Below are 11719 nucleotides of genomic sequence, written 5' to 3' on the forward strand. Positions count from 1 at the left end.
ACATGCGACTGGTCATGGCTCAGTCCTGCCGCGTCCAGGCGCTGGCGGGTTGCAGTGCGCCGCCCTGCGTCCCGTACAGCCGCTGCAGCGAACGCTCGCCCACCTGGATCCGCACCCGGTAGTAATTCGCGTCCGGACGATCGACGACGTAGCTCAGCGCGTCCGGTGCACCCGGTGCCACCGGTTCGACGGCATAACCCGCCTTCCGCAGCTCGGCTACCAGGGCGCTCAGGAATGGCTCGTCTTCTGCCTCGTTCACCGCCAGCGGTGTGCTCGCCGCTGGCCACACTACCCGCATCGCCGCGGCGGTATCCTGGGCCAGGCGTTCCGCCTGCGGCATTGGCACTTCGGCCAAGTTGCCGGTGTGGGCACAGCCACCAAGCAAAGCGACGGTCAGGCCCAACCGCAGTGGTCGGAGAAAACGGTTCATCGACCGCCCTCCTTCTCTTCTCGGGTGATCGTCACTTTAGTCTGATGCTCACCCGCCCCGGCGATCAGCAGCATCCGCTCCGGGATGCTGTCGACGACATAGCGGTTACCCTGCACGCGGTAATTGACCATGACCTCTTCCGCCTTTTCTCCCCAGGGCCAGAGGCTGTCCTCACCGCGCAGCACCAACAGGCTCGGGGCTTCGGTCTGGGTCAAGCTCTCCGGCAGCTGCAGGATGGTCTTGTGGCCGTCGTTGAACACCCGCACCGGCTTCCAACTCGCCTCGCCGTCGACGCTATAACTGAAGTCGAGGCGGTCCAGGTAGGCTGAGTGGCCCGCCGATCCCGCGGAACCTGCGTCATCCGATCCCCCAGCTCCGCCGATCCGAAGACTCTGCCTCTCACGATCACTCGCCTTGAACGCCGCCCACTGCTGGTGCACATCGTCCGGGTACGCGAACGACACCCGCGGCATGTACTCGGTGCGGTGCGAGACCAGTTGCAGGTAATAGGTCCGCCGGTCGGTGGTAATGATCAGACTGGTGCGGAGCCCCACATCCAGCGGCTTCAGCATCACGTGCTCGATCTCGCCCTGGGGCGAACCGGAGCGCGCCGGTTCGATGCGCCAGCGCACCTGATCGCCGGCGTTGAAGTTCGAGATGATCTCGCCGGGTTGCAACTCGATGTCGCAGACTTGGAGGACGGCACAGACCACACTCGGTTGGGTCGAGCCGAACAGGAACTGCACCGAGCCATCGCCGCCAGCGACGGGTTTGATGCCTGTAGCACTGGCGGTACGCCAGCGTTGGCCGATGGCAAGCCCGGCCTTCTCTTGGGGTGACAGGGATGGGTTCTCCGGATTGAAAAAGGGCTCCGGCACGCCCTCGGCGGGCAGTGCCAGAGCCAACACGGGGAGGAAAACCAGGAGATAAAGAATCTTCTTCATGCTTGCCGACTCCACGACAGGTCTTTGATGAACAGGCCCAGGGGGTTCTTGCGGATCTCGGCCTCGGTGGTGGCCGACGTGGTCGGAACCAGATACACCGTGATCAGTGCGGTCATGCGCTGCGGCGGGGCTTTCGGCGCGCCATCGCGGGTATACGTCGTCTCGCTCCAGTCGACCCGCCAGGTGGTCTCGCTCTGCGGCAGGACCGCATGGATCTCGACCGCGACCGTCTCGATCTCGGCCCGGCGGAAGGGACTGGCGTCCTCGTTCTCGCCGTACCAGGCGTTCAGCTTGGCGGTGGCGGGATCCTGCGGATTGAGCAGTGCGTAGACCTTGAAGATGGCCTCGCGCTGCAACGTCACATCCGGCGTGACCATCCGGGCGGAGGTGATCCAGCTGGCGAGACTGGCGTGGATGATCCGCTCATCGGCGGCACTGGCCCGATCGGCGATCTTGACCGCTTGCAGTTGGCCGAGCTGATCGACTTCGACCACATACGGAATGAACGTCGACTGCGCACCGAGGTACAGCGCGCCGCCGATGGCGATGGCCGCGATACCCAGCGCACTGACTGCGACGAGTTGCCAGATCCGGGCAGCGCGCAGTGTCGCGCCGACGTGGGCATTCCACTGGATCCGCGCGGCGAGATAGGGGTTGGTGACGGGCTCCGTCATGCAAAATCCTCCAGGGCAAGGTTCCGGCGCTGCAGCCAGGGATGAATCCAGTCGGCGCCGTGTTGGGCCTCGAGCTGGCGGATGGTGGCGATCGACTCCTTGTCACTGACGCCGATGACACTCAGGGCCAAGGGGCCCAAGGCCAGCTCGAACAGGCGTCGCCCTTGTTCCGACACGGCGTAGTAGTGCTGTTTGGGTTGGGCCGTGGCGACGATCTCGATCTGCCGGGCATTGAGACCCATGCGGCCATATAAGACCGCGGTGTCGGGATCGCGCGCGTGCAGGTTCGGCAGGAAGATCTTCGTGGCGGTGGACTCGACCAGCACGTCGAGGATCCCGGAGCGGGCGGCGTCGCTCAGAGACTGGGTGGCCATCACCACCGCGCAGTTGGCTTTCCGGAGCACCTTCAGCCATTCGCGCAGCTTGTCGCGGAACACCGGATGACCCAGCATCAGCCAGGCCTCGTCCAACAGGATGGCGGCCGGCTGGCCTTTCAGCGCCCGTTCGATGCGGCGGAACAGGTAGAGAAGGACGGGCAAGGCATACTTCTCGCCAAGCGCCATCAGATCCTCGATCTCGAACACGGTTAGCCGGTTCAAGGCCAGACCGTCCTGCTCGGCATCGAGCAAGTGGCCCATCGCGCCGTCGACGGTGTAGGGCTTCAATGCTTCGCGAATGGCGTGATCCTGGACGCTGAAGCAGAACGCACTGAGCGTGCGCTCACCGGAGCGGTGCATACCCTTCAAGGCCTCGGCGATGGCGTTGCGCTGGGCCGGAGTGGTGGTGACGTTGTTCAGAGCCAAGAGTGTGTCGAGCCACTCGGCGGCCCAGGCGCGGTCATTGGCGGTGTCCAGGTACTGCAACGGACAGAAGGCCAAGCGCTCTTCGTCCCCCGCAACGCAGTAGTGCTGGCCGCCGGCGGCTTTGGTCAGCGCGAACAGCGACAGCCCCTTGTCGAAGCCGAACAGGCTCATGCCCGGGTAGCGCAGGAACGAGGCGGCGAGCAGGCCCAGCAGCGTCGACTTGCCGGCGCCGATCGGGCCGAAGATCAGGGTGTGGCCGACATCGCGCACATGCAGGTTGAGCCGGAACGGCGCGGCACCGCGGGTGATCGCCTGCAACAACGGCGGCGAAGCGGGCGGATACAGCGGACACGGCGCCTGCCCGGCGCCGGTCCAGACGGTCGAGGTCGGCAGCAGGTCGGCCAGGTTCAGCGTGTTCAGCAAGGGTCGTCGGACGTTCTCGTAACCGTGACCGGGCAGGCTGCCGAGGAAAGCCTCCAGCGTGTTGACGGTCTCGATCCGGGCCACAAACCCCAGACCGTTGATGACTTTCTCGACGCGCCGGGCAGCGTGTTCGACGAGGGAACGGTCCTCGTCCATCAGCACCACGACGCTGGTGTAATAGCCGAGACCGACCAGACCGGAGTTCACTTCGGCCATCGCCGCTTCGGCATCGGCGACCATGGCCATCGCATCCTGATCGACCGGCCCACGGCCGGTGTTGAACACCTGATCGAAAAAGCCGCGGACCTTCTGCTGCCACTTCTTGCGGAACGTATCCAGTGCCGCCAGCGCCTCGTGACCATCGAGCGGGATGAAGCGGCTCGACCAACGGTAGGCGATGGGCAGTTCGGCCAGGGCGTTCAACAGCCCCGGGGTCGACTCCAGCGGAAAGCCTTCGATCGCGACGCACTGGATGAACTGCCGGCCGAGCTTCGGAATGACGCCGGTCCACAGTTCCTGACCGCCGATCAGTGCGTCCAGATAGATCGGACAGGACGGCAGGATCACCGGCTGTTGCCGACCGGTGATGCAGGTCTGCAGATAGCTGAGGCCGTCATCGAAGGTCAGCGTCGTGCCGTCTTCCTGCAGCACCGACCGGGAGCGCAGACGTTGAAGCGTCAGCACCGTCGAGAGCCGACTCTCCAGCGCCTCGCAGGATCGCTGGAAACGCTCGATCAGACCGCGCGTCTGGGTATGGCCGTCGGGCCGTTCGCTGTCATCGTCGAACAGCAACGCGACGAACTTGGCTTCGGCCAGGAGTGGCGGCAGCCAGGTCACGGTCAACACGAACTGACCCTCATAGAGCGTACCGAGTCGCTCGAACAGCCGCCGGCGCTCTTCATCGAGCGCCGCGGTCACGGGATCTGGAAAATGCGAGGCCGCGCGGTCCGGGTAGCCCGGCGCCGGGCGGCGGAGCGCGTCGACGTGGAGCATCCAGCCGGCACCCAGCCGCGCCAGCGCTTCATTGATGCGGAGCGACACCCGCTCGCGTTCCGCTTCGGGACTGCTGGCCTGATCGCCGCCGGTGTAGCTCCAGGCCGCCATCAAGGCCCCGTTTTTTCCGACGATGACGCCATCGGCGACGACCGCGGCATAGTTCAGCAGATCGGCCACCCCGGCGGCGGTGGAACGGTACGGGCGCAGGCGCTTGGGCGCAGTGAACATCAGCGTCGCACCGTGCGGTTGAGCCGGAACGGCGTCGAGCGCGCCGGGTAATACACCGCGTAACGCCGATGATGCAGATACACCGTCCGCAGCAGCGGGTCGGCCTGCGCCATGCGGCGGAACAGGGTCAACGCGGTGAGCCACAACGCACAGCCAAACCCGGTGGCCAGCCAGTCCTGCGCCGCGAACACCAGCGCGAAGGCCAGCACGCCGGTAAACATGACGCCTTCCCGGTCACCGCCCAGGAACAGATGCGGCCGGTTCCCGGCCCGGTGGATGGGCGTGGCCCGCAGGGTCATGCCGTGACCTCTACGCTGTCCTCACCGATCAGCGCGCCCTGGCCGAAGAAGGTGCCCATCAGGTTCTGGGCGCCAACCGTCAGCGCCATGACCAGCACCAGGAAGATCAGGCTGCGGAAGAAGTTGTTGAGTTCGCCGCCGAAGATCAGCACGCCACCGGCGACGACGATGCCGATGATCGACACGGCAAAGGCGACCGGACCGGTCACGGAGGTACGGAGGGCCGTGAGCCAGGCCTCGTAGGGCAAGGCACCGCCGGCACCGATAGCGGCATGGGCATCCAGTGGCACGGCCATCATCACGAGCACCAAGGCCAGCGTGAACCACGCCAGTCGGGGTGGAACAGCAGCGCGAGTCGGGCAGCAAGGGGGAAGAGAAATAGCGCAAGAAACAGTAGGGAAGGACATCAAGGACCTCGGGTCAGGTGGGAAGAAACAGGTACTGGCCATCGCGGAAACCGCTCAGGCGCAGGATCTCGGTGACACGTCGGCCCGCGGGTGTTAGCGCGATGTGCACGACCACATGCACCGCCTCACCGATCAGCGGTTCGACGACGGCGGGCGCATGCGGATGCTGGGTGACGTAGAGCGCGAGCTTGGTCAGCCCGCCACGCGCATGGTCGGCATGCAGGGTCGCAACGCCGCCACTGTGGCCCGAATTCCAGGCCAGCAAGAGATCCAGGGCTTCGGGTCCGCGGACCTCGCCGACGATGATGCGGTCCGGATTCATGCGCATCGCGGTCCGGACCGCGCGGGTCAGGCTGAAATCGGTGGTCGCGACATAGGCGACGCTGTTCGGCGCCCGGCATTGGATCTCGCCGGTGTCTTCGATGATGAACAGCCGCTCGTCGGGTGAGTGGTCGACGATGGCCTGCAGGATGGCGTTGGTCAGCGTCGTCTTGCCGCTGCCGGTACCACCGACCACCAGGATGTTGCGGTGCGCATTGAGGGCATTGAGCAGGAGGGCTTGTTGCTCCGCAGACAGGACACCGGCGGTGACATAGTCGTCGAGTGTCAACACCGCCACGGCGCGCTTGCGGATCGCGAAGGCCGGCGCGGTCACCACCGGCGGAATCTGCCCGGCGATACGACTGCCATCGAGCGGCAATATGCCTTCGAGCCAGGGCTTCTCGGCGGTAATGGTGGTATGGAGCGCGGCCGCGAGGGTACGCAGCGCCATCTCGGCCTGGGCCGCGCTCATCCGGCCGATGGCCTGCATCCGTTCCCCGAGCCGGGCTTGCCAGAGGATCCCGTCCGGGTTGAGCAACAGATCGGTGGTCTTGGGATCGGCCAGGGCCGCGAGGACCGCTGGGCCGAAATGCCGGCGCAGGCTCTCATCCAGTCGGAGGGCGGCCAGGGTGATTTCGGGGACGCTGGCCGTCACGCTGAGTCTCCCGCCGCGAGACTGGTGGCAAACGGAACCGACGGCGGGACCTCCCCGGTGCACGCGAACGCGCACCGTGTCACCAAGAACCAGGCTGTTTGACGATCAGGAAGCACGAGGCTGTCTCCACGAAAAGCGTGGAGACAGTGTCGCGAAAGCGCCGCGCGTTGTGCGGCCGAAAGCTCACCAGAATCGGCCGCTTTCTCGGGATTTTGGGCGCGCAGCCGAAAACGGGCCGGTCGAGCGGAATCCAGGCATCACCGTGGGCACGTCCACCGCGATGAAGGCGGAACAGTGACGCGGGTGGGTGCTGAAAAGGAAAACCGGAGAAAGAGCGCGAAAGTGGTGAGCTTTCGGCCACCGCAAAGTCGCCGAGCGCCGTACGCTGAGCTCGAACCCATCACGCCGGCTCGGGCCCTATGGACGAACATCCTTTCAATTCTGCGTACTCACCCAGCACCGGGTCCCCCGCAGAAGGGGCTTCCTCAGACAGGCCACCGAGCGATCAGGCCGCGGCGGAAACCGATGCCCTGACGCGGCGACTCCAACGCCTGAGTGAGTCCAGAAGCCAACGCGCCCATCCTCTGGCAATCCCAAAATGGCCGGACAGCGTCTGCAGTGCGCCCAATGCGTTGCTGCGCTCAGCGCTGTTCGCCGGTGTCCAGGGCCGTCAACGACGCGTGTTCAAGAAGCGCACGCTGCTCGCTTCCACCAGCGATATCGAAATCCGTTTGCAAGGCGTCCAGTTGGACCAATCCGATCTCGACGTCTGGCTGCAGATCCTCCATCTGGCGCGGAACCAATTGCCGGGGTTTCCGATCGCGTTCCAGGCACGGAAGCTATTGCGCGCCCTGGGGCGGGGTACTGGGAACAGCCAATACGCCTGGCTGGCCGACTCCCTGGCACGGCTCGGGGGTGCTCTGGTTGAAGTGACGTTCAAGGGCCGCCATACCTTCGGCGACCATCTGCTGCGGTACTATCGGGACGAGGACACCCAGATGTACGTGGTCGAACCCACTGAGGAGATGTGCCGACTTTTCGCTAGCGGCTACACCCACCTCGAATGGGGGCAACGCCAAGCCCTGCGGCGCAAGCCGCTGGCCCTTTGGCTGCATGGCTACCTGGGGAGTCACACCGCCCCCTATCCAATCAAGGTCACCACGCTGCACCGTTGGTCTGGCAGTGGAGCACAGCAACTGCGCGACTTCAAATCCCGCCTGCAGACCGCGCTGCAGGATCTCGTCGATATTGGCGCCATTCAACAGTTCGAGATCACCGCGGAAGGTCTGGTGAGCGTTCGTCAGTCAATCACGCACCATCGGCCATCAGGGTCCCCTGGCATTTGATCCTGCGCTGCAGGACGGCTGGTCCAGCAGCACGTCTCCGCGCCACCTCGATCTCGTCCTACGTAGGCCATCAGCAAACATCGGCCAACCCGTCACTGCTGCGGCAGCGCTCATGGCCAGTCGGCGCCCCCCAGTGGTTCAATTCCTCGTGGACCTGAAGGCCGCTTCCAGCCTCAACCGGCCACCCGCACCCCGTTGCTATCAGACCGGTCTTCGGCCAGTGCTGACGTTCGGCTGGCACATCCTGTAGGGCCGCAACTCGAAGTGTTGCTGCCGATTGAACCTCGTTCACCCGGAACGGCAGCTTTCCCGTATGGCCACCACGTGCTTCCGACCCAAAGGAGACATCCGGTATCTGCGGAAATGACGGTCTGCTGTCTGAGTTGAGCGGTCAAAATTCCCCGGAGACCGGTAGGTGCAAACCGAGCCGCAATTTTGGTTGTGTCCGTAACTCGAACTCGGCTCTTGCTTTCGGCGAACTATAACTCCGACCCGAATTTTCCGTACAGCGCAGGGCACGCCAGCTGTGGCTTCCAGCCAATTTGGCGTACGAATGAATAGGGCCGAATTGATAGATAAATCGTCTGTGACTCGTCGAAAAGTCACAATAACACGATGTGTTTTCAATTGTAGCTGCGGAAGACAACTAAGTGTTTCAGAGAATACGGTTCACACACGCTATCAAGAGACGAAACGGGACTTTCTGAATTCCTACTCACCCAGTTTCCCCGCGACCCTACGGAAGCTATTTGGCCACGTCGCCCTGACAGGCCCGAAGCAGATGCCATGGACACTCCGCCGACGCACTTGCGATACCCTTGAGTATGCCAATTCCGGTTTTGACAAAGGCATGCCTTGATAGCGGGGCGGACTGGCGAGGAAAGTCGTCTCGCAGCGGAATCATCCGGAGCATCAGCTTACGGCAATCCTCAACGGCTTCTGGCAGCTAGTCGGCGTTCAAATGGAAAACCGCGATGAATCGCGATGGGGGTTTCGCCCTTATCCCCCCAAAAAAGTAAAAGTAAAAAGAGAAAAACTAAGGCGTCCTGGCGAGCCGAAATCCAATGAAGTAAGTACGAAAGTCTGGGTTGCTTGGGAGGCGAGCGGAGGAACGAGCGAAGCGAGGATCAAGGCCCCAAGAACCGCCGCGCGCTACGCGTTGAGTACATTCCTCGCCCAAATTTCCTTCCCACGCAGTTCCATCCCGGCTTGCCTCCTCATACGTCGCCAAGTAACAGTCTTGTGTCCATTCTACAACGTTGCCCAGCATGTCGTGGAGCTTCCAGTCGTTAGACTGGAAGCTACCCACCGGAGATGTGAAGGGATAACCATCCGCGCAACTTAGAGGTTTCCACTCGACTCCCGGAAAAGCGCTTTTAATTCGAAATTCGTTTTCTCGGTCGAAGATATTGGCGAAACGACAGGCCGGGTCGTCGTTACCACTCACGCCTATTTCCTGCCAGTAGCGGGGGGTGTTAGATGCCGCTCGCGCCGCATACTCCCATTCGGATTCCGTAGGGAGCCGGAAGCTCAGGCCAGTTCGCTCCTTTAGCCATGCCGCGTAAGCGACTGCATCATCCCAACTGACGTTAATGACCGGTCGGTCTCCGCGACCCCAGCCTTTGTCATCCGGCTTATAGCGCGCAGTGGCCGCGGCAAACAGATCGTATTCAGCAAATGTCACCTCGAACTTTCCGATTTCAAAGAGCCTGCCGAAGCGCACCTTGTGCACGGGCTGTTCGTTATATAGCCCGTTCGCGTCTCCCATGTCGAATTGACCCGCAGGTATGGGGACCATCGTCGGCGGCCGCACTGGCCACAATCCCCACTGCGCCAGCAGTCCTTTGGCCGCAAGAGCGGGCGGAAATTGGGACTTACTGATGTAGAACAACATAGCGAAGCCCGCTATAGTGGCCATGAACAACGCAGCATAACCCGCTCCGAAAAAAAGGCGCCGGCGCCGGCAGGCAGCTAGGTAGGCTTCGGCAATTTCAGTTCGCGGCTCGGCGGAACAGAGGTAGCGCCGCAACAGCCGTCCCGTGCGCAAGGCGCTGGCGTGGCGATTCGCCTTCTCCCATTCTTCCGCGACCCGCTCCAGGTCACGGCGTGCCCGAAGCGCTTTGGCATGCGCTCCAATCCAATCATGCAAGTCCTTCCAGCCGCCCAGCACGGTCTCGTGTGCCACCTCGTAGGTGGGTTGCCGGGCCTCGTCTTCGGCAGTGACCAACAGGCGGGCGTCCACCAGCGCATCCGCAAGCACTTGCGCATCTGCGCCGAGCTTGGTCTTAGGGACACGGCGGCGGGTCGCCACTTCCCGTTCGTTGAATTCAACCAGTGCGCCGAAAAGCTCCGGCAAAGCGGTAGTCGGCAGCCCGCGCAAGGCCACCTCCGCACGCGTTTGTACCGCGCCCTTGACGCCGCCGAGCGTGTCGTAGTCGGAAAGGCCGATGGACTGGCCCGCGCGACGAGTATAGAGTTCATTCAGGGTGAAGGCGATCAGCGCCATGGCGCCGGGGCCTTCGCCCATGGAGTCATCCAGCAGGCGGTGGGCGAGTCCGGGCTGCAGTTCCAGCGCGGCGGCTTCCGCAGGGCGGACAATCATTTCATGGAGAGCCCCGACGCCGGGCGGGTCGAGGGGAAAGGCGCCGCGGTCGCGCCGCAGCAGCTTGGCAAGCGCCGGTTCGTCAATCGCCTGCCCGAAGAAGTCCGCCCGCAGGGTGATGATGACCCGGACCCCGGGGAGCGCAACGATGCCTTGCATGAAATCGATAAAATCCTCGCGGTCGGTCTTCGAGGTTTGCGTGAATACTTCCTCGAACTGGTCGATGAGCAGTAAGAGCTCTGCGGCGACGGGTTGCAAGGAGCGCAGATTTTGAAAGTGGCGTTCTGCCTCCTTGGGCTTGTCCTGCTTGTAATCGCTCTGCAAGGCGCGGGCGATTTCCGCCTCGTTCCGCCCGGTCAGGCCCAACGTGGCCTTGAGGGCGAAAGCCAACGCCAGAAACGGATTACCGCCGCGCTCCCCTGGCTTGAAACAAAGATCAATCCAAGGCGCGTTGCCGACGATGCCGGCCCGCAGACGCGGTACGAGTCCAGCCCTGACTAGAGAGGATTTACCCGAACCGGACACGCCGACCACAGCGACGAAGCGGACCTCGGGATCGGAAAACTGGCTGAGCAGCTGATCCACCTCCCGGCCACGGCCGAAAAAGATGGGCGCCTGTTCCGGAGCAAAGGCCGCAAGGCCAGGATAAGGCGATTCGGTCCAGCGAGGGGCCGGCGCAGCGCTACGAGAGTTGGCGGCCGGTGGCGGCAGATTTTCCAGCAGCTTGTCCAGTCGATCACGTAGATGGCCTTCGAAATGCAGGCGGAAGTCCTCCGGAGCTTCGTATTGATTGATGCCGCCGCGTAGCGAGCCGTCGGGATTTGTGAAGGCCGAAAAAAAGCGTTCCAGTTTGTCCCACTGGTCCAGCTTCAAGTTCCGTTCGGGATCATTCGCCGCGATATTGGGCGCCCCGATTCTGCGGTAGATCCAAACTGCAGGTTTGCGATGCGTCCGGTAGCCTTTTAGGGCATTGAGATATTCCCACTCCGTGCCGGAGAGGTAGGGAGAGCCGTCCTCCTTCAGCTCGAAGTCGGCAGGCAGTTGCGTGCCGATGCGCGACCAGAGCACGACCACGGCAAGGTCGCAATCCTCGGGCTTTGGCAGGCCTTGGGCAATCGCCTCCTGCGGGGTGAGGCCTGCCTCCATGGCGACGGCGGCGCCAGGTTGGTCCCAGGCCACGATCTCGATTTTGAGGCGACCACGGAAGCGTCGCTCTCCGCTGACGTGAGCGATGGCCTCCCTTGCAAGTTTGCGCTCCAGCGGAACATCACCGGGAGAGGCAAGAAAAATCTTGAATTCGAGCGCTTGGTCAGCACGAGCAAGCGACTGTCTATCGTCGTTTCCCATATCCATGACCCGAGCCTGGTCAGAACTTCGCTAATACCATAATACAACCGTAACCTAGAGCTACCCTAGAGCCGCTCTCCGCCTGCATCCGTGGCAAGCCTGTCAGACGCTAAAAATGAGTTCTAAGGAGCCTCTGAACAAATGCGGCTGGTAAGCTATCGCCAACAGAGCACGTGAACGCGGTGACCGGATGAAACAGACGACCTTCGCCTCGCTGGCCTATGACCAGAAGAAGAAGCAGACC

At 63.1% G+C, this 11719-nt stretch carries 9 protein-coding genes; 1 reads left to right on the forward strand and 8 read right to left on the reverse strand.

Annotated features, from left to right (window positions below; translation table 11 throughout):
* Window positions 1–19: 19 nt before the first annotated feature.
* The 7 genes from BWR02_RS20535 to trbB are packed head-to-tail and all read right to left on the reverse strand — an operon-like array spanning window position 20 to window position 6180.
* Window positions 20–430 (reverse strand): conjugal transfer lipoprotein TrbH, encoded by a 411-nt coding sequence (locus BWR02_RS20535; RefSeq protein WP_139559778.1) that lies wholly within the window; start codon window positions 428–430, stop codon window positions 20–22.
* Entirely contained in the window at window positions 427–1374 is a 948-nt protein-coding gene (gene trbG / locus BWR02_RS20540; protein ID WP_139559779.1) for a P-type conjugative transfer protein TrbG, read from the reverse strand. The genes BWR02_RS20535 and trbG overlap by 4 nt, the downstream gene beginning before the upstream one ends.
* Complete coding sequence (locus tag BWR02_RS20545; protein WP_139559780.1) at window positions 1371–2048, reverse strand: VirB8/TrbF family protein; 678 nt, start codon at window positions 2046–2048, stop codon at window positions 1371–1373. Before BWR02_RS20545 ends, trbG begins: the two co-directional genes overlap by 4 nt.
* A complete protein-coding gene (locus tag BWR02_RS20550) occupies window positions 2045–4498 on the reverse strand; it encodes a VirB4 family type IV secretion/conjugal transfer ATPase (RefSeq protein WP_139559781.1) in 2454 nt (817 codons plus the stop codon). The genes BWR02_RS20545 and BWR02_RS20550 overlap by 4 nt, the downstream gene beginning before the upstream one ends.
* Window positions 4498–4797, reverse strand: a complete 300-nt coding sequence (locus BWR02_RS20555; RefSeq protein WP_139559782.1) for a conjugal transfer protein TrbD — start codon at window positions 4795–4797, stop codon at window positions 4498–4500. Before BWR02_RS20555 ends, BWR02_RS20550 begins: the two co-directional genes overlap by 1 nt.
* Complete coding sequence (locus tag BWR02_RS20560; protein WP_328591539.1) at window positions 4794–5246, reverse strand: TrbC/VirB2 family protein; 453 nt, start codon at window positions 5244–5246, stop codon at window positions 4794–4796. Before BWR02_RS20560 ends, BWR02_RS20555 begins: the two co-directional genes overlap by 4 nt.
* Window positions 5218–6180 (reverse strand): P-type conjugative transfer ATPase TrbB, encoded by a 963-nt coding sequence (gene trbB, locus BWR02_RS20565; protein ID WP_236102476.1) that lies wholly within the window; start codon window positions 6178–6180, stop codon window positions 5218–5220. Before trbB ends, BWR02_RS20560 begins: the two co-directional genes overlap by 29 nt.
* Window positions 6181–6599: 419 nt before the next feature.
* Between trbB and trfA the strand changes: the two genes are divergently transcribed.
* Entirely contained in the window at window positions 6600–7526 is a 927-nt protein-coding gene (gene trfA / locus BWR02_RS20570) for a plasmid replication initiator TrfA (RefSeq protein WP_139559784.1), read from the forward strand.
* 1036 nt (window positions 7527–8562) lie between these two features.
* Here trfA and BWR02_RS20575 read toward each other — a convergent pair.
* Complete coding sequence (locus BWR02_RS20575; RefSeq protein ID WP_139559785.1) at window positions 8563–11481, reverse strand: nSTAND1 domain-containing NTPase; 2919 nt, start codon at window positions 11479–11481, stop codon at window positions 8563–8565.
* Between the last annotated feature and the right edge of the window lie 238 nt (window positions 11482–11719).

Source organism: Methylotetracoccus oryzae, assembly GCF_006175985.1.
In the GTDB taxonomy this organism is placed as follows: Bacteria; Pseudomonadota; Gammaproteobacteria; order Methylococcales; family Methylococcaceae; genus Methylotetracoccus; species Methylotetracoccus oryzae.

What these genes read in the sequence shown, in the direction of transcription:
- BWR02_RS20575 (WP_139559785.1), bottom strand. Translation starts at nt 11,481, where the DNA reads ATGGATATGGGAAACGACGATAGACAGTCGCTTGCTCGTGCTGACCAA.
- BWR02_RS20545 (WP_139559780.1), bottom strand. Translation starts at nt 2,048, where the DNA reads ATGACGGAGCCCGTCACCAACCCCTATCTCGCCGCGCGGATCCAGTGG.
- BWR02_RS20550 (WP_139559781.1), bottom strand. Translation starts at nt 4,498, where the DNA reads ATGTTCACTGCGCCCAAGCGCCTGCGCCCGTACCGTTCCACCGCCGCC.
- trfA (WP_139559784.1), top strand. Translation starts at nt 6,600, where the DNA reads ATGGACGAACATCCTTTCAATTCTGCGTACTCACCCAGCACCGGGTCC.
- BWR02_RS20560 (WP_328591539.1), bottom strand. Translation starts at nt 5,246, where the DNA reads ATGGCCAGTACCTGTTTCTTCCCACCTGACCCGAGGTCCTTGATGTCC.
- BWR02_RS20535 (WP_139559778.1), bottom strand. Translation starts at nt 430, where the DNA reads ATGAACCGTTTTCTCCGACCACTGCGGTTGGGCCTGACCGTCGCTTTG.
- trbG (WP_139559779.1), bottom strand. Translation starts at nt 1,374, where the DNA reads ATGAAGAAGATTCTTTATCTCCTGGTTTTCCTCCCCGTGTTGGCTCTG.
- BWR02_RS20555 (WP_139559782.1), bottom strand. Translation starts at nt 4,797, where the DNA reads ATGACCCTGCGGGCCACGCCCATCCACCGGGCCGGGAACCGGCCGCAT.